The organism is Micromonospora sp. NPDC048986, assembly GCF_040649335.1.
Lineage (GTDB): Bacteria > Actinomycetota > Actinomycetes > Mycobacteriales > Micromonosporaceae > Micromonospora > Micromonospora alfalfae.
The window spans coordinates 195880-216464 of record NZ_JBEZFJ010000012.1; the positions used below are offsets into that span (position 1 = coordinate 195880).

At 72.0% G+C, this 20585-nt stretch carries 18 protein-coding genes and 1 riboswitch; of the genes, 7 read left to right on the plus strand and 11 right to left on the minus strand.

Going from position 1 to position 20585, the window contains the following annotated elements; translation table 11 throughout:
• Positions 1-43: 43 nt before the first annotated feature.
• Positions 44-1552 (minus strand): 30S ribosomal protein S12 methylthiotransferase RimO, encoded by a 1509-nt coding sequence (gene rimO, locus AB0B94_RS24080; protein ID WP_238671777.1) that lies wholly within the window; start codon positions 1550-1552, stop codon positions 44-46.
• An 83-nt stretch (positions 1553-1635) separates the two neighbouring features.
• Positions 1636-2559 carry an ornithine cyclodeaminase family protein gene (locus AB0B94_RS24085; RefSeq protein WP_357284297.1) on the minus strand — a complete coding sequence of 308 codons (924 nt, stop codon included), beginning with the start codon at positions 2557-2559 and terminating at the stop codon, positions 1636-1638.
• A 92-nt stretch (positions 2560-2651) separates the two neighbouring features.
• A riboswitch (guanidine-III (ykkC-III) riboswitch) is annotated at positions 2652-2721 on the plus strand.
• A 60-nt stretch (positions 2722-2781) separates the two neighbouring features.
• Between AB0B94_RS24085 and AB0B94_RS24090 the strand changes: the two genes are divergently transcribed.
• A complete protein-coding gene (locus tag AB0B94_RS24090; protein ID WP_357284301.1) occupies positions 2782-3096 on the plus strand; it encodes an SMR family transporter in 315 nt (104 codons plus the stop codon).
• Between the two features lie 83 nt (positions 3097-3179).
• Positions 3180-3425, plus strand: coding sequence for a hypothetical protein (locus AB0B94_RS24095; protein ID WP_357284305.1), 246 nt, complete (start codon positions 3180-3182; stop codon positions 3423-3425).
• A gap of 66 nt (positions 3426-3491) precedes the next feature.
• On the opposite strand, the gene AB0B94_RS24100 is transcribed toward AB0B94_RS24095, so the two are convergent.
• A complete protein-coding gene (locus AB0B94_RS24100) occupies positions 3492-5951 on the minus strand; it encodes a DNA translocase FtsK 4TM domain-containing protein (protein ID WP_357284309.1) in 2460 nt (819 codons plus the stop codon).
• Positions 5952-6064: 113 nt separating this feature from the next.
• On the opposite strand from AB0B94_RS24100, the gene AB0B94_RS24105 reads away from it, so the two are divergent.
• The 3 genes from AB0B94_RS24105 to AB0B94_RS24115 all read left to right on the plus strand — a co-directional run bounded on the left by AB0B94_RS24105 (position 6065) and on the right by AB0B94_RS24115 (position 9384).
• On the plus strand, positions 6065-6544 hold the full coding sequence (locus AB0B94_RS24105) for a YbjN domain-containing protein (RefSeq protein ID WP_357284314.1): 480 nt from the start codon (positions 6065-6067) through the stop codon (positions 6542-6544).
• 86 nt (positions 6545-6630) lie between these two features.
• Positions 6631-8208: a YbjN domain-containing protein gene (locus AB0B94_RS24110; protein WP_357284523.1), complete on the plus strand. Its 1578-nt coding sequence runs from the start codon at positions 6631-6633 to the stop codon at positions 8206-8208.
• 123 nt (positions 8209-8331) lie between these two features.
• Positions 8332-9384, plus strand: a complete 1053-nt coding sequence (locus AB0B94_RS24115; protein WP_357284317.1) for an LPXTG cell wall anchor domain-containing protein — start codon at positions 8332-8334, stop codon at positions 9382-9384.
• Between the two features lie 80 nt (positions 9385-9464).
• Here AB0B94_RS24115 and AB0B94_RS24120 read toward each other — a convergent pair whose 3' ends face one another.
• The 5 genes from AB0B94_RS24120 to AB0B94_RS24140 form a co-directional block, all read right to left on the minus strand.
• The gene (locus AB0B94_RS24120; protein ID WP_112586590.1) at positions 9465-11153 is read right to left on the minus strand and encodes a ribonuclease J; all 1689 of its coding nucleotides are present in this window, start codon (positions 11151-11153) and stop codon (positions 9465-9467) included.
• A gap of 52 nt (positions 11154-11205) precedes the next feature.
• A complete protein-coding gene (gene dapA / locus AB0B94_RS24125; protein ID WP_357284322.1) occupies positions 11206-12132 on the minus strand; it encodes a 4-hydroxy-tetrahydrodipicolinate synthase in 927 nt (308 codons plus the stop codon).
• 47 nt (positions 12133-12179) lie between these two features.
• Entirely contained in the window at positions 12180-12920 is a 741-nt protein-coding gene (thyX, locus tag AB0B94_RS24130) for an FAD-dependent thymidylate synthase (RefSeq protein ID WP_357284526.1), read from the minus strand.
• Between the two features lie 1231 nt (positions 12921-14151).
• Positions 14152-14742, minus strand: a complete 591-nt coding sequence (locus tag AB0B94_RS24135) for a DUF2752 domain-containing protein (protein ID WP_357284528.1) — start codon at positions 14740-14742, stop codon at positions 14152-14154.
• A gap of 97 nt (positions 14743-14839) precedes the next feature.
• Entirely contained in the window at positions 14840-16069 is a 1230-nt protein-coding gene (locus AB0B94_RS24140; protein ID WP_357284325.1) for a crosslink repair DNA glycosylase YcaQ family protein, read from the minus strand.
• A gap of 79 nt (positions 16070-16148) precedes the next feature.
• Between AB0B94_RS24140 and AB0B94_RS24145 the strand changes: the two genes are divergently transcribed.
• Positions 16149-16700, plus strand: a complete 552-nt coding sequence (locus AB0B94_RS24145; RefSeq protein ID WP_357284331.1) for a GNAT family N-acetyltransferase — start codon at positions 16149-16151, stop codon at positions 16698-16700.
• On the opposite strand, the gene AB0B94_RS24150 is transcribed toward AB0B94_RS24145, so the two are convergent.
• A complete protein-coding gene (locus AB0B94_RS24150; protein ID WP_357284336.1) occupies positions 16599-17873 on the minus strand; it encodes a glycosyltransferase 87 family protein in 1275 nt (424 codons plus the stop codon). The two genes, AB0B94_RS24145 and AB0B94_RS24150, sit on opposite strands and share 102 nt — an antisense overlap.
• A gap of 35 nt (positions 17874-17908) precedes the next feature.
• Here AB0B94_RS24150 and AB0B94_RS24155 point away from each other — a divergent pair, with 35 nt between their 5' ends.
• The gene (locus AB0B94_RS24155) at positions 17909-18484 is read left to right on the plus strand and encodes a GNAT family N-acetyltransferase (protein WP_357284339.1); all 576 of its coding nucleotides are present in this window, start codon (positions 17909-17911) and stop codon (positions 18482-18484) included.
• A gap of 43 nt (positions 18485-18527) precedes the next feature.
• Here AB0B94_RS24155 and AB0B94_RS24160 read toward each other — a convergent pair whose 3' ends face one another.
• The gene (locus AB0B94_RS24160; protein WP_204943843.1) at positions 18528-19415 is read right to left on the minus strand and encodes a carbohydrate ABC transporter permease; all 888 of its coding nucleotides are present in this window, start codon (positions 19413-19415) and stop codon (positions 18528-18530) included.
• A 1-nt stretch (position 19416) separates the two neighbouring features.
• On the minus strand, positions 19417-20538 hold the full coding sequence (locus AB0B94_RS24165) for a sugar ABC transporter permease (protein WP_357284345.1): 1122 nt from the start codon (positions 20536-20538) through the stop codon (positions 19417-19419).
• Positions 20539-20585 lie beyond the last annotated feature (47 nt).

Sequence of the window (20585 nt, forward strand, 5' to 3'; positions counted from 1 at the left end):
GGCACCGCACCACCTGGGTCCCCCGCTCCGCTCGGGCCCGCCGTCACCGTGCCGCGCCGGGCGCCGCCGAGATCATCTCATCCGGCACAGCGAGCAGGTCCACCCCTTCGGTGCCGGTCACCGTTGCGCGCACCAGATCGCCAGGGCGCAGCGCGGCCAGGTCGACCCCACCCTCGGCCGGGGCGACCAGGGTGGTGGAACCGTCCACCTCCGGCGCCTGGTGGGCCGCCCGGCCCTCCACGACGCCGTCCTCGATCGTGTCGACAAGCACCTCGACCGTCGAGCCGAGCCGGTCCTCGGCCCGCTGCGAGCAGAGCTCGTCGGCGAGGGCGCTGAGCCGGTCGTAGCGCCGCTTGATCGTCGCAGCGGAGACCTTGCCGGGCAGGCCGGCAGCCTCGGTGCCGTCCTCGTCGCTGTAGTCGAACATGCCGATCGCGTCGAGCCGGGCCTCGGTCAGGAACCGGACCAGCTCATCGACGTCGGCGCGGGTCTCGCCGGGGAAACCGACGATGAAGTTGCTCCGGGCGCCCGCGTCCGGAGCCAGGGCGCGGGCACTCGCCAGCAGCTCCAGGAACCGGTCGGTGGAGCCGAAACGCCGCATCCGGCGCAGCACCGGCTCGCTGGAGTGCTGGAACGACAGGTCGAAGTACGGTGCCACGCCCGGGGTGGTGGCGATCGCCTCGATCAGCCCGGGCCGGGTCTCGGCCGGCTGGAGGTAGCTGGCCCGCACCCGGACGATGCCGGTCACCGCGGCGAGCTGGGGCAGCAGCTTCTCCAGGGCGCGCGGGTCACCCAGGTCCTTGCCGTAGGAGGTGGAGTTCTCGCTGACCAGCACCAGCTCCCGTACGCCGGTCTTGGCCAGCCACTCCGCCTCGGCGAGCAGCTCGTCCGGGGTACGCGAGACGAAGGCCCCCCGGAAGGCCGGGATGGCGCAGAACGCGCAGCGGCGGTCGCAGCCGCTGGCCAGCTTCAGCGAGGCCACCGGACCGGTGTCGAGCCGTCGGCGCAGCACCTGACGGAGGTGGGCCGGGGTGTGCTCGTCGGTGTCGACGACGGTGCGGGTCACGGTGCCGTGGCCGGGCAGCGAGACACCGCTGTCGCGGCGTTGCACAGGGGTCAGCGGCAGCAGCTCGCGCCGGTCCCGTGGGGTGTGCGCGGTGATCTGCTCGCCGGCGACGACGGCGTTCAACCGGGCGGCGATGTCGGGGTAGTCGTCGAAGCTCAGCACCGCCTGGGCCTCGGGCAGGCTGTCGGCCAACTCCCGGCCGTACCGCTCGGCCATGCAGCCCGCGGCGACCACCTTGGCGCCCGTTCCGGCGGCGGCGAGCAGGGTCTGGATCGAGTCCTGCTTGGCCTTCTCCACGAAACCGCAGGTGTTGACGACCACCACGTCGGCGCCCTCGCCGTCGGTGGTCACCTGCCAGCCGTCGGCGTGCAGGCGGGCGGCCAGCTCCTCCGAGTCGACCTCGTTGCGGGCGCAGCCCAGGGTCAGCAGGGCGACGCGACGGCCCTCGGCGTGGTCAGCGGGAGAAGGAGAGGTGGCAGACACCATCCGAGGGTACCGGGCCGGTCGGGTGAGCCCACGCACGCGGGCTGCGGCGGAGACTGTCGACACGGAGGCGAACGGCATTCCGGTCAGCGCGCCTCGACGCCGACCCGGGTGAGCGCGTCGAGCAGGAACACCTCGGTGCCGGCCAGGCCGGTGCAGCAGAAGACGGAGATCTGGTCCGCGGTGGTCCGGCCGGGGACCGCGCCGGCGAGGATGCCGCCCAGGTCGCGCAACCGTCCGGCGTACGGGGGTGAGGCGGCCAGCATCGGCGGCTGGTAGTCCGCCGCCTGGGCCGGTGAATCGGTGACCAGCAGGTCGGCGGTGTCCAGCAGGTCGGTGCCGAACTCGCTGCGGTCGCGCTGCTTGAAACCGACAGCGTTGACGTGCGTTCCGGGGCTGAGGTCGGCGGCGCAGAGCACCTGGGTCGGGCTGGTGGTCGCCAGCACCACCAGGTCCCGCCCGGCGACGGCAGCGCCCGGGTCGGCCACCGCACGGGCCGGCACCCTCAGTTCGGCACGGACCCGGGCCGCGAAGGCCTCCCGGCGAGCGGCCGAACGGCTGTGCACCACCACCTCACGCAGCGGGCGGACCGCGGCGGCGGCCCAGACCTGGGTCCATGCCTGCCGGCCGGAGCCGATCACCCCGAGGGTGGCGGCGTCGGGACGGGCCAGCGCGTCGACCGCGAGGCCCCCCAACCCTCCGGTACGACGGGAGCCCAACTCCTCGCCGACGGCGACCGCCCGGATCGCCCCGGTCCGGGCGTCGTGCAGCACCACCAACTGCTCGCCCTGCGGATGACCGAAGGTGTCGTACGAGCGGAAGCCGTACCACTCGCCGACCAGGTGCCCGGCGGTGAGCACCATCCGACCGCCGTTCAGCGGTGCGGCGGCCCGCGGCGGCGCGATCAGGCGTCCCTCGTACGCGGCCAGGAGGGCGGCGCGCATGGCGTCGACAGTAGTGGCGGCGTCCAGCGCGGCGGCGACCTCGGGGTCGGCGTAGAGCATGGTCATGCTGGCGATACTGCAAGTTGAAGTCAAGTGGAGGTCAACGGACCGTGGTGATGGTCACCTCCCCGCCACCGGGGTCGGTGCTAGCGTCGGCACCGGTGGCCGATGCTCGTGGCCGCTCCGGACGAGTGGTGGGCGTACCCGGTCAGGCCAAGACGCCCCGCGTGACGTGCAGACTCGACTCGTCCCGGCGCGGCAGCCGGGCGCTTCCAGTGAGGTGAAGCGATGGCCTGGCTCGTACTGGTGATCTCGGGACTGTTGGAGACGGCCTGGGCGATCGCCCTGGACCGCAGCGCCGGTTTCAGCCGGCTGGTCCCGTCAGTGGTGTTCGTGGTGACCCTGCTGCTGAGCATGGCCGGGCTGTCGTACGCGCTCCGGGACATTCCCGTCGGCACCGGCTACGCGGTCTGGGTCGGCATCGGCGCCGTCGGCACCGCGCTGATCGGGATGCTGGCGCTCGGCGAGTCGGCGAGCCTGCCCCGAATCCTCTGTCTCCTGCTGGTGGTCGCCGGCGTGATCGGGTTGAAGGTCTTCCACTGAGGTGCCCCGCGGGGCAGGCGTGACGAGCGCCCACAGTGGGTAGTGATCGATTCGTCACGACAGGCTCTCACCCGGAGGAAGACATGGCCGACATGCCGAGCACCGCCCGTCCCCGCAGCAACGCCGCCCGCATCCTCACCATCGTGGGCTTCGTCTTCGCGGTCCTGGCCCTGCTGCTCAACCCGATCATCTTCGGCGTGCTCGGCGTCATCGCTGGCGTCGTCGGCGCGGTGCTCGGTGACAAGCCGCTGGGCTGGTACGCCGCCGCGGCCAGCGTCGTCGCCGCGATCATCAGCCTGGTGATCATCGGCGCTCTGATCAGCAACTGACCGCTCCCCCGTCGCGGGCCCGCCGGATCCCGGCGGGCCCGTCGCGCGTCAGGGGTCGAGCGCCGGTCAGTCCACGTCGCCGCGCAGGCCGGCGAGGACCTCGTCCAGCTCGTCCGGCTTGACCAGCACGTCGCGCGCCTTCGACCCCTCGGACGGCCCGACCACCCCCCGGGTCTCCATCAGGTCCATCAGGCGGCCCGCCTTGGCGAAACCGACCCGCAGCTTGCGTTGCAGCATCGAGGTCGAGCCGAACTGCGAGGTGACCACCAGCTCCACCGCCTGCACCAACAGGTCCAGGTCGTCGCCGATGTCCTCGTCAATCTTCTTCTTGTTCTCCTGTGCCGGGGCCAGCACGTCCTTGCGGAACTCCGGCTCACGCTGGTCCTTGCAGAACTTCACCACGTCGGCGATCTCGCGCTCGGTGACCCACGCGCCCTGGATCCGGACCGGCTTGGAGGCGCCCATCGGCAGGAAGAGCCCGTCACCACGGCCGAGCAGCTTCTCCGCGCCCGGTTGGTCGAGGATGACCCGGGAGTCCGCGAGGGAGGAGGTGGCGAAGGCCAGCCGGGACGGCACGTTCGCCTTGATCAGACCGGTCACCACGTCGACCGAGGGACGCTGGGTGGCCAACACCAGGTGAATGCCCGCGGCCCGGGCCAACTGGGTGATCCGGACGACGGAGTCCTCCACGTCGCGCGGCGCGACCATCATCAGGTCGGCCAGCTCGTCCACGATCACCAGCAGGTACGGGTACGGACGCATCTCGCGCTCGCTGCCCGGCGGAGCCGTGATCTCGCCGTTGCGGACCTTGCGGTTGAAGTCGTCGATGTGCCGGACCCCGTTGGCGGCGAGATCGTCGTAGCGCATGTCCATCTCGCGGACCACCCAGTCCAGCGAGTCGGCCGCCTTCTTGGCGTTCGTCACGATCGGGGTGACCAGGTGCGGGATGCCCTCGTAGCCGGTCATCTCGACCCGCTTCGGGTCGATCAGCAGCAGCCGCACCTCGTCCGGGGTGGCCCGGGTCAGGATGGACACCAGCAAAGTGTTGAGGCAGCTCGACTTGCCCGCGCCGGTGGCGCCGGCGATCAGGATGTGCGGCATCTTGGCGAGGTTGGCCACCACGTAGCCGCCCTCGATGTCCTTGCCGAGCGCCACGACCATCGGGTGGTGATCGCTTGTCGCCGCGCGCGAGCGCAGCACGTCGCCGAGGGCGACGTTCTCCGGGTCGGTGTTCGGGATCTCCACGCCGACGGCGCTCTTGCCCGGGATCGGGCTGAGGATCCGCACGTCCGGTGACTTCACCGCGTACGCGATGTTGCGGGACAGCTGGGTGATCCGCTCGACCTTGACGCCGTGGCCCAGCTCCACCTCGTAGCGGGTGACGGTCGGGCCACGGGTGAAGCCGGTGACCGCGGCGTCCACATCGAACTGGTCGAACACACCGGTGAGAGCGGCGATCACCTCGTCGTTTGCCTTGCTGCGGGTCTTCGCGGCGGCCCCGGCGCTGAGCATGTTGGCCGGCGGCAGGGTGTAATCCCCGGACAGCCCAGTCAACGCGAGCTGCTCGGCACGGGTCGGGGCGGGCGAGTGCTCCGGCGGCTCGACCGACGGCTTCCGGCTCGCCGGCACCTTCGCCGCAGACTTGCGCGGCAGCACCATGGTTTCCTGGAGGTCCGCGCCGTCCAGGTCCTCGAAGTCGTCCGGGTCCAGTGGTGCGGGCATCCGCTTCGCCGGTCGCTTGCGCGCCGGCTTGACGGCCACCTCGTCCGTCTCCTCATCCGCCTCCGGTGCGCCCACCAGCCCACCGGCGAGCAGGCCCAGCCTCTCCGGGATCTTGTTGATCGGCGTCGCCGTCACGACGAGCAGGCCGAAGAGCAGCAGCAGGACGAGCAACGGCACCGCCACCCAGGCGGTGACCGCCCGCTCCAGCAGCCCACCGACGCCCGCGCCGATCAGGCCGCCGGCGAAGTCGCGCTCCAGCGGGTCGACCGGGTCCTGACCGATCTGGAGCAGCGCGGCGGTCGACACCAGCAGCGAACCCCAACCGATCAGCCCACGGCCCCGGTGCTCCGGATCGGCCGGCTGACGCATCAGCCGCCACGCCCCGATCATCAGCAGCACCGGTACGACAACCGAGATCGCGCCCAGGAACAGCCGGATCGTGTCGGCCAGTCGCGCGCCCACCGGCCCCGCCCCGGACAGCCAGAGCGCAACCGCGCTGAGCAGGGCGAGCCCGAACATGAGCAGCCCGGCACCATCCCGGCGGTGCTCCGGGTCGAGGTCGCGGGCCGAGGCGGCCTGCCGGCCAGCGGCGCGCACCGCCCAGCCCATCCCGTGCGCCAGCCCCATCCACAGTGCACCGACCGCACGGCCGACGTAGACCGCCGGGCCGGGCCGGGGCGGCGTGGTGCGACGTCGGACCGGTGCCCGGGTGTTCTTCTTCGCCGGCTGACGGGCACGACTGTTGGTGCCACCGCGCGGCGACGCGCCGCGCCGCCGGCTCGCCTGAGAGGTACGGCCCGCCATAGAGTCACGGTAACGGTGGGGCCGGGCAGATCCCCGCTTTTCCGGGTCGTGTCCGCGCGTCGTAACACGAACCCCACCGCCGGTCGTGATATCCGCCTCAGAAGGGATGCCCCATGGCGTCGCCGGAAATCGAAGGCGATCCGGACGATCCGCTGGCCGGGCACCCTGGCGCGCTGCGTCCGCTGACCGGCGAACTGGTCGCCGCGGTGCTCGCTGCCCGGGGCCGGCCCGTCGGCCCGACCCCGGACGGCGATCTGGTGGGCACCTTCGACGACAACCTGATCTGGTTCCTCCGCGTCGGCGGGGACGGGGAGCTGCTCCAGATCCGCACGATGGTCGATCCGACCTTCGGCATCGAACGGGTGCCCGACCTGTACGCGTTCTGCAACTCCTGGAACCACGACCGGCTCTGGCCCAAGGCGTTCGTCCACGTCGCCGACGACGGCCGGGCCCGGGTGTACGGAGAGGTGATCACCGACCTGGAACGCGGCGTGACCCCACACCAGCTCGATCAACTGCTCGACTGTGGCATCTCCACCGGCTGCCAACTGGCCGTGGCGGTCCGTCGACTGCCCGGCGCGGTGCCGTCGTGACCGGCCGGGACGACGTCACCGGCAGCCGCACCGGCACGCCACCGACCGGCTCCGGTGACCGCCTCGCGCGGGGCCGCGTACCGTCGCTGGAGGCCGCGCTCGCCGAGGCCCGGGACCTCCCCGACGGCCCGACCCGGCAGGTGGCCCTGGAGCGGCTCGCCGAGCGCGCCGACGCCACCGGCGACGTCCGGTCCGGGATGGACGCGCGGTTCGCGCTGATCGAGGCGTACCTGCTGCACGGGGAGCGGTGGCGTCTGGTCGAGCCGGTCCGGCGCTGTCGGGCCGCCGCCGACCACCGACCCGACCTGCTCAGCGAGACGGAGACCGGGCTGCTGATGCGTTACCAGCGGTACGCGGTCGAGGCGCTGCTCGGCACCCCCCGGGTCGGGCTGGACCAGACCCGGTCCCTGCTGCACGACCTTGCCCACCGCGTCGGCGCGGACGGCCCGGACACCCCGACCGTCGCGGAGCTGCACTGCCGGATCGCCGATCATCTGGGCGACGAGCCCACCGCCCGGCACTGGTACGAGCGGTGGTCCGGGAAACGGCCGGGCCCGGCCGGTGGCTGCCCGGGCTGCGCCTCGGCGCGGCGTGCCGAACTGCTGGCCGGCTGGGGCGAGTGGCATGCAGCGGTCACCGAGCTCGGGGAAGCTGACGGCGACCCACGATCCTGCACCGACCAGCCCGAGCGGGACCTGGTCGCCGGTCTGCTGCCGGCACTGCGCACCGGCGAGCCGGCGCGGGCGGCGGCGGCGCACGTGCGGGCGTACCGCCGGCACCGCCGGGAGCGCGCGGCGTTCCCGCACCTCGCCACGCACCTGCGATTCTGCGCGCTGGGCGGGCACCTGGAGCGCGGGCTGGCCATTCTGGCCGAGCAGCTGCCCCGGTTGGACCGGCCGACCGACGACCTCGCCGCCATGGAGTTCGCCGCCGCCGGGGCACTGGTCTGCGGGCTGGCAGCCGACGCGGGGCTGGGCGGGCGGACGATGCCCCGGCCGGCGTACGGCGAGCGGACTGCCACCGAGTTGGACGTCGCCACGCTCGGGGTGCTGCTGCTCGGGGTGGCCAACGAGTTGGCAGGCAGTTTCGACGCGCGCAACGGCACGGGGCACCACTCCGGACGGATGGCCGCCTGGCTGGCCGAACGCCCGCTCGCGACGCCGGTCCCGCTGCCCACCGACGACGAGCCTGACGGGCCCGACGCCGATCGGGCCGACGTCCAGGCCGACGACGACGCCGAGCCCGAGCTGGGCGAACGCGAGTTGTCAGCGCTCTCCCTCGGCATGATCACCGGGATCCTGGACGGGCGCGGCGACCGGTACCTGGTGGACGAGGGCGAGACAGTTGTCGGCCACTGGGAGGGAACGGTGATCCAGTTCCGGCGGGCCGGTGAGCGCGGCGAGGTGCTGCACGCCCGCGCCATGGCCAACCGCCGGCTGCCGGCGGCCCGCCGCGCCGAGGCGTACGCCTTCTGCAACGCCTGGAACCACGACCGGCTGCTGCCCAAGGCGTACGCGCACGACCTCGGTGACGAGTTGGTGCTGGCCGGCGATGTGGCCACCGACCTGGCGCACGGGGTCGCCCCGGCGCAGTTGCGGATCCTCATGGACGCCGCCATCGCCACCGGCATCGCGTACGCCGAGGCGGTCGCCGCGCTGCCCTGATTCGCCAGCGGCGCCAACGGTTGCAGTTGCTTCGCGACTGCACGACATCCGACAGCTCGCAACCGGGAGAACGGCACCGGGGTGATATCGCCGTCAGCCCACCGCAACCCCTCGGGAGTCGTCATGAACCGCCCGCTCCGGTCCGGCATTCTCGGTGCCGCCGTGCTCGCCCTGTCCGCCCTCGCCACCCCGACCGTTGCCGGTGCCGCCCCTGCGAAGCCGACCGTCTCGCCGAGCACGACGGCCGGGAGCGCCGCGCCGACGATCCTGGCCCGGGCCGACATCGTCTTCCTCGGCGGCGACCCGTGGCACCCGTCGGGTCCGCTGGAGGTCACTGTCGTCAACGAGGGTGGGACAGCGGCGAAGGGCTTCTTCGTGCTCCGCCTGCCACAGGATGCCGACCTGACCGCCGGCGGCGACTGCCGGGCCGGCGACGGCGCGCCGAGGACCTGGGTCTGCGGCGGCGCGGAACTGCCCGCCGGAGGCGATCGGACGTACCGCATGACGGTGACCTCATCGGCTGCGCAGCCGGTCTTCGGGGTGACCGAGTGGGGTTCCGTCGCCGGTCGGGACGCCACTGGCCGCGCCGACCGACCCACCGACTTCCGGATCAACTGGCCGGACCGCACGACGCTGCGGCTACGGGCCACCGCCGGCCCGGTCGTCGACTCCGCCGCGACCATCCGGGTCCGGGTCACGAACACCGGCACGTTCGACATCGGCGGGTACTCGTTGAACGTCGCCACCCCGGACGGTGTGCGGGTCACCGCACCGGGGTGCTCCGACAGCGGCCGGATGAACGGTGTGGGCTGCGAGATCCTGCGCGAGCGCCGCCTCGCCGACGGCGCCACGGACAGCTTCGACGTGCGGATGGCGGCCACCGGAGGCACGAAGAGCGTTCGGCTCTGGCTCACGCCCACCAACCGGTACACCAACCCGGACACCTCGGTGACGCTCCGCCTGACCGGCGGCGGATCCGGAGGCGGGGTGACCACCACCGCACCACCGGCCGACCCGACCACGCCGGCGACCACGGCACCGGCCACGCCCGCCGCGGCGGCAACGGAACTGCCGCGCACCGGCACGACCACCATCGTGTACGGCCTGATCGGCGTGTCGCTGCTGACCCTCGGCGGCGGACTGCTGCTCCTGCGACGCCGGCTCCAGCGCGGCTGACCCGCAACGGCGAGCCCGATCGGCAAACCGGCGATGCCCGCCCGCACCTCGTGTGCGGACGGGCATCGTGACGCGTGCGGTCAGACCTCGACGACGGTGGGCACGATCATCGGCCGACGACGGTACTTGTCGTTGACCCAGCGCCCCACTGTCCGCCGGACGATCTGCTGAAGCTGGTGCGGGTCGGTGATGCCGTCCGCCGCAGCCCGGTTGAGCGCCTCGGTGACCAGCGGCACCACCGGGTTGAACGCCTCCGGGTCCTCGGAGAAACCCTTCGCGGAGAGCGTCGGGCCGGCGACCACCTTGCCGGTGACCGAGTCGACGACCACGGTGGTGGCGATGAAGCCGCCGTCACCGAGGATCCGCCGTTCGGTGAGCAGCGACTCGCTGACGTCACCGACGGCGAGGCCGTCCACGTAGACGTACCGGCTCTTCACGTGCCCGACCAGGCTGGCGCGGCCCTCGACCAGGTCGACCACGTCGCCGTCCTCGCAGAGCACCACCCGATCGGCGGCGACGCCGGATTCGATGCCGAGCCGGGCGTGGGCGCGCAGGTGACGCCACTCGCCGTGCACGGGCATCAGGTTGCTGGGCCGGACCACGTTGAGCAGGTAGAGCAGTTCCCCGGCGGGGGCGTGCCCGGAGACGTGCACCTTGGCCACGTCCTTGTGCACGACCACCGCGCCGGCCCGCGCGAGCCGGTTGATCACCCGGTAGACCGAGGTCTCGTTGCCGGGCACCAGTGAGGAGGCCAGCACTACCGTGTCACCGGGGGCGATCGTGATGTGCCGGTGGTCGCCGCTGGCCATCCGGCCCAGCGCGCTCATCGGCTCCCCCTGGGAACCGGTGGACATCAACACGATCTGCTCCGGCGGCAGCGTGGTCGCCTCCTCGATCCCGATGACCAGGCCGGCCGGGATGTTGAGCAGGCCGAGGTCCCGGGCGATGCCCATGTTGCGGACCATGGACCGGCCGATCAGCGCGACCTTACGGCCGTGCTCGGCGGCGGAGTCGAAGACCTGCTGCACGCGGTGTACGTGCGATGCGAACGAGGCCACGATGATCCGGCCCTTGGCCTTCGCGAAGATCGAGTCGAGCACCGGGCCGATCTCCCGCTCCGGGGTGACGAAACCGGGGATCTCCGCGTTGGTGGAGTCGGACAGCAGCAGGTCGACGCCTTCGGCGCCGAGCCGGGCGAAACCGGCCAGGTCGGTGATCCGGCCGTCCAGCGGCAGCTGGTCCATCTTGAAGTCGCCGGTGTGCAGCACCAGGCCGGCGGGGGTGCGGATAGCCACCGCGAGGGCGTCCGGGATCGAGTGGTTGACGGCGAAGAACTCACACTCGAACGGGCCGAGCCGCTCACGGCCGCCCTCCCGCACGGTCAGCGTGTACGGCTGGATCCGCCGCTCGGCCAACTTCGCCTCGACCAGGGCGAGGGTGAACTGTGAGCCGACCAGCGGTATGTCGGGCTTGTGAGCGAGCAGGTACGGCACCGCGCCGATGTGGTCCTCGTGGCCGTGCGTCAGCACGATCGCCTGGACGTCGGCGAGCCGGTCCAGGATCGGGCCGAAGTCGGGCAGGATCAGGTCCACACCGGGCTGTTCGACGTCGGGGAAGAGCACCCCGCAGTCGACGATCAGCAACTTGCCGTCGTACTCGAAGACGGTCATGTTCCGGCCGATGGCGCCGAGCCCGCCGAGCGGGATGATCCGCAGGCCGCCCTCCGGCAGCGGCGGGGGTAGTTCCGCCTCGATGTGCGCCTCGGTCACGCGTCCACCTCGTTCTGCGACGCCGTTACTCGACGTCCATCGTGTCGTTCGTTCATTCGGGCAGCTCCAGGCCCGCTGCCGCGAAGTCCGCGCGCAGCTGGGCGATCTCGTCGGCGGTGGCGTCCACGAGCGGGGGTCGCACCGGGCCGGCCGGCAGGCCCAGCGACGCCAGGCCCGCCTTCACCAGGATCGCGCCCTGGGTACGGAAGATGCCGGTGAACAGCGGCAGCAGCCGCCGGTGCAGGGCCAGCGCGGCCGGCATGTCCCCCGCGTCGTACGCCTCGATCATCTGTGCGGTCAGCGCCCCGGTGAAGTGTGTCGAGGTGCCGACCACGCCCACGCTTCCGACGGCCAGCGCCGGCAGGATGAGGGCGTCCTCGCCGCTGTAGAAGGCGAGGCTGGTCCGGCTGGTGACCCAACTGGTGGCGGTCAGGTCGCCCTTGGCGTCCTTGACCGCGACGATCCGACCGTGCTCGGCGAGCCGGACCAACGTCTCGGTGTCGATCGGCACGCCGGAGCGGTGCGGAATGTCGTACAGCATCACCGGCAGGCCGGTGGCGTCGGCCACCGCGGTGAAGTGGCGCAGCAACCCGCTCTGCGGCGGCTTGTTGTAGTACGGGGTGACCACCAGCAGGCCGTGCGCGCCCGCCTTCTCGGCGGCGGCGGCCAGCTCGATGGTGTGCCGGGTGTCGTTGGTGCCAACGCCCGCGACCACCTTGGCACGGTCACCGACGGCCTCCACCACTGCCCGGATCAGGTGTTCCTTCTCCGCGTCGGTGGTGGTCGGCGACTCACCGGTGGTGCCGTTGACCACCAGCGCGTCGTTGCCCTGCTCGTCGACCAGGTGGCTGGCCAGCCGGGCGACGCCGTCGAGATCGAGGGAACCGTCCGGGCTGAACGGGGTCACCATGGCTGTGAGAAGCCGGCCGAAGGGGCGGGACGCCGGGCGGGACGCGGCGTCGAGGTGGTCGTGCGTCATACCCTCCAACCTAGCGGACGACCAGCCGGGGCCCGCCGGGGAAGGGCTCAGGACGCCTCGTGCGGGCTGGCCGCCACTTCGGTGCCGTCCGGCAGCGTGGTGATCACGAAGTCGGCGAACACGTTCGGGGCGACCCCCTGGAGCTGACGCAGGCACTCCACGGCCAGCTCGCGGATCTCCACGTCGGCGTGCTCGGTGGCGCGCATCGCGATGAAGTGCCGCCAGGCCCGGTAGTTGCCGGAGACCACGATCCGGGTCTCGGTGGCGTTGGGCAGCACCGCGCGGGCCGCCTGCCGGGCCTGCTTGCGGCGCAACGTCGGGTTCGGCTCTTCAGAGAAGCGCTGCTCGAGGCCCTCCAGCAACTCGGTGTACGCCCGAACGCTCGCCTCGGCGGCCTCCACGAACTTCTTGTGCAGCTCGGGGTCGTCGGCGATGACGGCCGGCTCGACCATTGCCGCGTCCCGCTCCGGGACGTAGCGCTGCGACAGCTGGGAGTACGAGAAGTGCCGGTGCCGGATCAGCTCGTGGGTGAACGAGCGGGACACCCCGGTGAAGTAGAAGGTGACCGACCCGTGCTCCAGCACGCTCAGGTGGCCCACTTCGAGGATGTGCGCCAGGTAGCCGGCGTTGGTGGCGGTCGCCGGGTTCGGCTTCTTCCACGACTGGTAGCAGGCCCGACCGGCGAATTCGGCCAGCGCCTGGCCGCCCTCAGCGTCGGTCGACCACGGCACGTCGTCCGGGGCCGCGAATTGGGTCCACGCGATCAACTTGACCTGGGGCTGCACCATGTCCGGCATTCCTGGGACTTTAGTGGTGGGGTGCCGCCCAACCCAACTCAGGCGCGCCCCGTGCAATGTCGATCACTCAGACAGCACCGAACCCGCCGCCGCCCCGGGCGTTGTCCGGGTCCAGGGTCCAGGTTCGGGCCCGGGTCCGGTCCGGTCCGAGGTCCGGGTCCGGGTTCGGGTCCCGGTCCGATGTTCCGGCCCGATCCGAGGTCCCGACCCGATCCGAGGCCCCGGCCCGATCCGAGGCCCCGACCCGATCCGAGGCCCCGACCCGATCCGAGGCCCCGACCCGATCCGAGGCCCCGGCCCGATCCGAGGTCCGGATCCGGATCCGGGTCCGAGGTCCGGGCATCGTCATCGAGGCCGGGGTGGACAGTTCCATTGGCGTCCTTTGGAGCTGAATCGTTGGCGACATCAGCCCCGGCGGTTGGGCCGCCGAAGCCGGCGACCGAGTCCCGACCGCCGCTCAGGCCCCTCAGTGACCCGAGCGCGCCGAGCGACCGCGGCCCGAACGAGCCGAGCGACGCGAACGAGCCGAGCGACCGGGGCCCGAGCGGCCTCGGCAGCCGCTTCCGCTTGCAAGATCGCGCAACATCCTGGAAGTAGTGGCATCCGTCTCACCCGACCCCACTACATCCAGGATCGAGCGCGATCTTGGAGCGAGGTGCGTCGGCCGCCATGCGCCGCAGACGCGACTGTGCGGCCGGCGGCCGGCGGCTGTGCGGCTGTGCGGCTGCTCAGTTGATGATCAACACGGGTTCCTGAAAGTCGCGGCATCCGGGTCGGGTGGACGGGCCGGTTTCCTGGATGCCGAGTCGATCATGGTTGCTGGGCGCGCTGGAGGAGTTCCCCTGATGTCGTAAACGAGTCAGGTCCAAAGGACTCCCGAACAGTGCTATTCGGCCGAGCCCCGTATCCGCGCGGCGGCGCATTCGGGCGGCGGCGCATTCGGGCAGCGGCGCGTCCGGTGCCAGGCAGCGGCGCGTCAGACAGCGGCGAGGTCAGGCAGCGGCGCGGCCGGCGGCGGCAGGTCGGGTACTGGCACGGCGGGCGGCGGCGGGCGGCGGCGCAACCCCAGGCAGCGGCGCGGCGGACGGGGGCGCGGCCAAACAGCGGCACGGCCAGACGGGGGCGCGATCAGGCAGCGGCGCGGCGGACGGGGGCGCGGCCAAACAGCGGCACGGCCAGACGGGGGCGCGATCAGGCAGCGGCGCGGCGGACGGGGGCGCGGTCAGACGTAGAGCGAGGTGAACGGCGCCCAGGGCAGGTTGCGTAGCACCGAGAAGGCCAGCCACGCGGCCAGGAAACCACCGATGACCTTCGAGCTGATCCGCAGCTCGGGCAGTCGCCAACCGAACGCCTGGTTCCCCGTCCAGGCCACGAACAGGTATGCGAGGAACGGCAGGGCGAAGACGAACAGGAAGTGGTGCCGGGCGGCGGCCGGCAGGTCGCCGTGCAGCACGTACCAGAGCGCGCGGGTGCCGCCACAGCCCGGGCAGTCCAGCCCGGTGGTCAACTTGAGCAGGCAGGTGGGCGCTGCGTCCGGGTCGGCGTAGGTCGGGTTGCTGAGCAGCGCGTAACTCATGCCGATGCCGACGCAGCCGACTGCGGCCAGCGGCACTGCCCAGCGCGGGGAACGTTCGTAGAGCCGCAACACGAACCGGGTGAGCCGGTCCGGCTCAGGCGCCGGGTAGCCGCCCGGCGCGGTGGTCGGCCAACCCTCCGGACCCGCGCCACCGGGACCGAAACCGCCGGGACCCGCGCCGCCGGGACCGAAACCGCCGGGACCCGCGCCGCCGGGACCGAAACCGCTGGGATCCAGGCCGGCGGGAGCCGTTCCACCGTCGGCCGGCGCCGTGTGGACCGCGCCGGAGGCGGGGTGCGGCTGGTCGACCGGTCCGGGAGCGCTCGTCACGCGCTCACGGTACACCGGACACTCCGGCCAACGCGGCGGTGAGCGGACCGGCCAGGTCGCCGGCCGCTGGTGGGGCCACCGCGTCCAGGCCGAGCCAGCCGGCGAGGCGGTACAGCTCGGCGGCGAGCGCGACGGCGGTCTCCCCCGGGTCGGCGCCGGGTTCGAGCCAGGCGGCCGGCACCAGCAGCACCCCGGCCTTGCGGTCGGCCTTCAGATCGACCCGGGCGGTGAAGCGGTCGCCCTGCAGGAACGGCAGCACGTAGTAGCCGTAGACCCGCTGTGGCGCCGGGACGTAAATCTCGATCCGGTAGCTGAAGTTGAACAGTCGCTCGGTGCGGGCACGTTCCCAGATCAGCGGATCGAAGGGGCTGACCAGCGTGTTGCCCCGTACCCAGCGGGGCAGCCGGGCGGACGTGTGCAGCCAGGCCGGCTGCCGCCAGCCCGACACGGTGACCGGCACCAGCTCACCGGCCTCGGCCAGCTCCGCGACGGCCTGCCGGGCGCCGGCCAGTGGCAACCGGAAGTAGTCGCGCAGCTCTGGCTCGGCGGCGACCCCGAGGGACCGGGCGGCGAGGGAAACCAGCGTCCGGTACGCCTCGGCGTCGGTGGGGGTGGGCGCGGCCAGCACCGCTGCGGGCAGCACCCGCTCGGGCAGGTCGTAGCGGCGGGCGAAGGAGGTGCTGCGCTCGGCAGCGGTCACCTCCCCGGCCCAGAACAGGAACTCCAACGCCCGCTTGACCGCCGACCAGTTCCAACCCCAGTTGCCGGTCTCGCGGGGAGCGTCGTGCTCGATCTCGGCGGCGGTCAGCGGCCCCCGGGCTGCCACTTCGTCCCGCACCCAGGCGACCAGCTCAGGCTGCTCCTGGGCGATCCGCCGCATGCCGCCCCAGGATTCGCTGTGCGCGCGGGCCATCCGCCAGCGCAGCATCGGGTGCAGCTCCACCGGGACCAGCGACGCCTCATGGCCCCAGTATTCGAACAGCTCCCGTGGGCGTCGGTAGGCGGCCTGGTCGAGCAACGTGGTCGGGTAGGGCCCGAGCCGGCTGTAGAGCGGCAGGTAGTGCGCCCGTTGCAGCACGTTGACCGAGTCCATCTGGATCAGCCCGACCCGGCTCAGCACGCGACGCAGGTGCCGGCGGGTGGGCACGCCCGTCGGCGCCGGGTCGGCGAAGCCCTGGGCGGCGAGCGCCACGCGGCGGGCCTGGGCGAGCGAGAGCGATTCCGGTGCGGTCATCGTCGGCGACATTAATTCATCGGTACGACGCCGGTGCGGGAAGCTGGACGTGACGACCAACGGGGCATAGAACGGTGCAATGCTGACCATCCGTCGGGAGGAGCCGGACGACGCCGAGGCGGTCGCCCGGGTACACGTGCACGGCTGGCAGGCGGGCTACGCCGGCTTCATGCCGGACGAGGTGCTCGGGCGGCTCAACGTGGTGGCCTGGGCGCAGCGTCGTCGCGATGTCGGCACCGCCGATCCGGAGCATCCGTTCACCACGGTGCTCGGCGAGGTGGACGGGTTGGTGGTGGGCTTCACCACCTTCGGGCCGTACCGTCGCAACCAGGACCGGGATGACCTGGACCCGACGGTCGGCGAGGTGGTGGCGCTCTACGTGGAGCCGGCCCACTGGGGTGACGGGACCGCGGCGGCGTTGCTGGACGCCGCCCGGAGCGGGCTCAGCGAGCGGGGTTGGGCCGGCTACCGGGCATGGGTGCTGGCGGACAACCGGCGGGCCCGGCGGTTCTGCGAGCGCGTCGGCCTGTCACCGGACGGTGAGCGGTCGACCTACCAGGTGCCGCTGGCCGGTGGGGGCCCGCCGGTCGGGCTGGTCGAGCTGCGGTACGCCGGATGCCTCGACCGCTGACCCGTTCGGGGTCAGCCACCAGCGGATCGGCAGGAAGGCCAGCAACGCCAGACTGATCCACACGTAGGCGTTGCTGCCCAGGAACCCGTCGACGCCGGTGAAGTCCTTCTCCCAGAGCCAGACGGTCCGGCTGATCAACAGCGCGTACCCAATGGTCGTGGCGGCCAGCAGGACCTGCCGTCGGCGGCCGGCCGGCGCGGCCATCGCATTGTCGACAAGCAGGATCAGGGCGGGCAGCAGCCAGACCAGGTGGTGCACCCAGGTGACCGGGCTGACCAGGCACATCACCGCGCCGGTCAGCGCCAGGCCGGTGGCCTCGTCGCCGGCCGCGACGGCGGCCCGGGAGCGCCAGGCCCAGAGTGCCAGGGTGCCGAGCACGAGCAGCAGCCACAGCACTGTGCTCGGGTGCTCCGGGTCGAGCCGGGCGACCACCCCGCGCAACGACTGGTTGGAGACGAAGGCCAGCTCACCCACCCGCCCGGTGTTCCACAGCGCCTCGGTCCAGAACTCCCGGGACGCGTCCGGGAAGAGCGCGGCGGCCAGCAGCGACACCCCGGCGGCTGTGCCGCTGGCGGTGAGCGCCGCCCGCCACCGCCCGGTCACCAGCAGGTAGACGATGAACACGCCAGGGGTCAGTTTGATCGCCGTGGCGAGGCCGATGCCCACACCGGCCCACCGGTTGCCGGCCGGCAGCAGCCGCAGCAGGTCCACCGCCACCAGGAAGAGCAGCAGCGTGTTGACCTGGCCGAAGTTGACAGTCTCCCGCATCGGTTCGAACGCGGCGGCCAGGCAGAGCGCCACGGCGAGGGCGAACCACCGGGTCCAGCCGGCGCGGCGGGCGATCGGGTCGACCAGCCACCAGATCAGCACCGCTGTGGTGGCCACGCTGGCGAGCACGCTCACCACGATCGCGGCCGTCCACGGCAGGTACGCCATCGGCAGCATCACCAGGGCGGCGAACGGCGGATAGGTGAAGCCGTACTGGGTGCCCGGTTTGAGGTAGTCGTAGATCTCCCCGCCGTCGTGCACCCACCAGGTCAACGCGCCGTAGTAGACCTTCAGGTCGAAGAACCCGTGCCGGACGGCGGCGACGGCGAGGAACCCGGTGACCGCCGCGGCGAGCACCACCACCCCGACGACCTGCGCGGTTGTCCTGTTGGCACCCTGCGCCACCGTCGTCTCCCTCGCCCTGCGTAGGCTTCCGTCCCATGGCTCTCGGGTACGTCCGCCCGGCGCGTCCCGAGGACGCCGGCGAGATCGCACGCATCCAGCTCGCGACCTGGCGGGTCGCGTACCGCCGGATCCTGCCTCGGCATGTGCTCGACAACCTGGACGAGGCGTTCCTCGCCCGGCGGTGGAGCGCCGCGGTGCTGGAGCCGCCCTCGGGCGCGCACCGGGTGCTGGTCGCCGTCGAACAGGCCGAGCAATCGTATCTGGTGGGGTTCGCCGCCTCCGGCCCGGCCGACGGCGAGGCGTTGGCCCCGGGTGAGCCGGCCGAGGCGCTCGGCCCGGACGTGGCGGCGGTGACCGACCTGCTGGTGGAGCCGCGGTGGGGCCGGCGGGGGCACGGCAGTCGGCTGCTCGCGGCCGCCGTCGACCTGTGGCGGGAGGACGGGATGAGTCGGGCGGTGGCCTGGGCGTTCGATGGTGACGAGGCGACCCGGAAGTTCCTGACCAGCACCGGTTGGGAGCTCGACGGGGCGGCCCGGGCGCTGGACGTCGACGACATGCTGGTGCCTCAGGTGCGCCTGCACGTGGCCGTTCCGGCCGAGAAGGTCGAGTGACAGGTGCGGCGGTCCCGAGGTCGGGGCCGCCGCACCGACCGGGTCAGCCCTTGTCGGAGCCGTCGTTGGCGTCGCGGACGAAGTACCGCTGGAACACCACGAAGATGATCGCCACCGGGATGGTGGCCAGCAGCGCGGCGCCGAGCTTGAGCGGGTACTGGGTGCCCTTGCCGAGCGAGCCACTGACCAGGTCGGCCAACCCGCGGGGCAGGGTGAACAGGTCTGGGTCCTGCACCGACACCAGGCTGTGCGGGAACTCGTTCCAGGAGCCTTGGAACGACAGGATGGTGAGGGTGATCAGCGCCGGTTTCGCCATCGGCAGCACCACCGACCAGAAGGTACGGAAGATGCTCGCCCCGTCGATCCGGGCAGCCTCCTCGACACTGACCGGAATCGATTCGAAGAACTGTTTCATGATGAACACGCCCGCCGCGTCGGCCAGCAGCGGCACCACCAGACCGGCGTAGCTGTTGTAGAGGCCGAGTTGGTTGAGTACCAGGAACTTCGGGATCAGCAGCACCACCCCGGGGACCGCCATCACCGCGATGACGGCGGCGAAGAGTCCGCCGCGGCCGCGGAACCGCAGCCGGGCCAGCGCGTACCCGGCGAGCGAGTCGAAGAAGACCCGGCCGATGGTGACCAGCACCGTCACCAGCAGCGAGTTGCCCAGCCACAGCGGGAAGTTGGTGCCGGCGAAGATCCGTTCGAAGCCGGCCAGCGTGAGCGGGTCCGGGAACGGTGACAGCGGGTTCGCCGCGGCGTCGGGCTCGGTCTTGAGCGCGTTGCCGATCTGGATGACGAACGGGTAGAGGAACACCAGTCCGAAGAAGACCAGCGTGGCGTACCCCAGGAAGCGGGTGGCCAGGGTGCGGGCCGCGCGCTGGTGACGCCGGGCGGGTGTCGCCGCCGGGCGGTCGGTGAGCACTGCCATCTCAGGACCTTTCCGGTACGCGCCGACGCCGCCAGCCGCGGCGCGGCCGGTCGGTGTTCCGCTCGGCCAGCGCCCGGCGCTGGATCAGTGTGAGCACGATGATGATCAGGAACAGCACGAACGAGATGGCCGCGCCGGAGCCGTAGTCGAAGTCCCGGAAGGCGGTCCGGTACGACAGGTACGCCGGGGTGAGCGTGGTCTTGGCCGGGTCGCCCTGGCTCATCACGTACACCTGGTCGAAGACCTGCCAGGAGCCGATCATGCCGAGGGTGAGCACCAGGAACATGGTGGGCCTGATCATCGGCACTGTGACGTACCGGAAGCGTTGCCACCGGGACGCGCCGTCGAGGGTGCTGGCCTCGTCCAGGGTCACCGGCACGTTCTGCAACCCGGCCAGGAACATCAGCATGAAGGTGCCGGAGGTGGTCCAGACGACCAACGTGATGATCGAGATCATCGCCACGCTCGGGCCGGCCAGCCAGTCCCACCAGGTGAGTCCGAACGGGCCGCCGTCGGCCAGTGCCGCCGGTGGCGAGTCGACGCCGACCGCGCCGAACAGCAGGTGCAGCACCCCCCGGGAGTCGGCGAACCACTCCGGGCCGTCGATCCCGACGAAGCCGAGCAGCGCGTTCACCGCGCCGGAGTTGGCGAAGAGGAACAGGAACACCACGCTGATCGCGACCGAGCTGGTCACCGAGGGGAAGTAGAAGGCGCTGCGGAAGAAGCTCTTGCCTTTGAGCATCCGGTTGTTGACCACCAACGCCAGCCCGAGCGCGAGCACTGTCTGCGCCGGCACCACTATCGCCACGTAGTAGATGTTGTTGCGGATGCTGGTCATGAAGTCGCGGCGGGCCAGCCCGTCCTCGGTGAACAACTGGGTGTAGTTGTGCCCGCCGACGAACGGGACGTCGCCGGTGAAGGGGCTGCCCTGGCCGTTCCAGTCGGTCAGGCTGACCCAGAGCGCCATCAGGATCGGCAGCAGCAGGAACAACCCCAGGATGACGATCACCGGCGCGACGAAGAGCCAGCCGGCGAGGTTCTCGTTGCTCCGGATGCCGCCCCCGCGTCGGCGCGGGCCGCCGCCGCCCGCGGTCGCTTCGGCGGTCAGTGTCTCGGTTGCCATCTTCCCTCCCTTCCTCTCTCGGGCCGACGTGCGGCGGGGGCCCCGGT

Excerpts from the sequence above, each read along its gene's own strand:
- rimO (WP_238671777.1), bottom strand. The coding sequence starts at position 1,552 with ATGGTGTCTGCCACCTCTCCTTCTCCCGCTGACCACGCCGAGGGCCGT.
- AB0B94_RS24085 (WP_357284297.1), bottom strand. The coding sequence starts at position 2,559 with ATGACCATGCTCTACGCCGACCCCGAGGTCGCCGCCGCGCTGGACGCC.
- AB0B94_RS24090 (WP_357284301.1), top strand. The coding sequence starts at position 2,782 with ATGGCCTGGCTCGTACTGGTGATCTCGGGACTGTTGGAGACGGCCTGG.
- AB0B94_RS24095 (WP_357284305.1), top strand. The coding sequence starts at position 3,180 with ATGGCCGACATGCCGAGCACCGCCCGTCCCCGCAGCAACGCCGCCCGC.
- AB0B94_RS24100 (WP_357284309.1), bottom strand. The coding sequence starts at position 5,951 with ATGGCGGGCCGTACCTCTCAGGCGAGCCGGCGGCGCGGCGCGTCGCCG.
- AB0B94_RS24105 (WP_357284314.1), top strand. The coding sequence starts at position 6,065 with ATGGCGTCGCCGGAAATCGAAGGCGATCCGGACGATCCGCTGGCCGGG.
- AB0B94_RS24115 (WP_357284317.1), top strand. The coding sequence starts at position 8,332 with ATGAACCGCCCGCTCCGGTCCGGCATTCTCGGTGCCGCCGTGCTCGCC.
- dapA (WP_357284322.1), bottom strand. The coding sequence starts at position 12,132 with ATGACGCACGACCACCTCGACGCCGCGTCCCGCCCGGCGTCCCGCCCC.
- thyX (WP_357284526.1), bottom strand. The coding sequence starts at position 12,920 with ATGGTGCAGCCCCAGGTCAAGTTGATCGCGTGGACCCAATTCGCGGCC.
- AB0B94_RS24140 (WP_357284325.1), bottom strand. The coding sequence starts at position 16,069 with ATGACCGCACCGGAATCGCTCTCGCTCGCCCAGGCCCGCCGCGTGGCG.
- AB0B94_RS24145 (WP_357284331.1), top strand. The coding sequence starts at position 16,149 with ATGCTGACCATCCGTCGGGAGGAGCCGGACGACGCCGAGGCGGTCGCC.
- AB0B94_RS24155 (WP_357284339.1), top strand. The coding sequence starts at position 17,909 with ATGGCTCTCGGGTACGTCCGCCCGGCGCGTCCCGAGGACGCCGGCGAG.
- AB0B94_RS24160 (WP_204943843.1), bottom strand. The coding sequence starts at position 19,415 with ATGGCAGTGCTCACCGACCGCCCGGCGGCGACACCCGCCCGGCGTCAC.
- AB0B94_RS24165 (WP_357284345.1), bottom strand. The coding sequence starts at position 20,538 with ATGGCAACCGAGACACTGACCGCCGAAGCGACCGCGGGCGGCGGCGGC.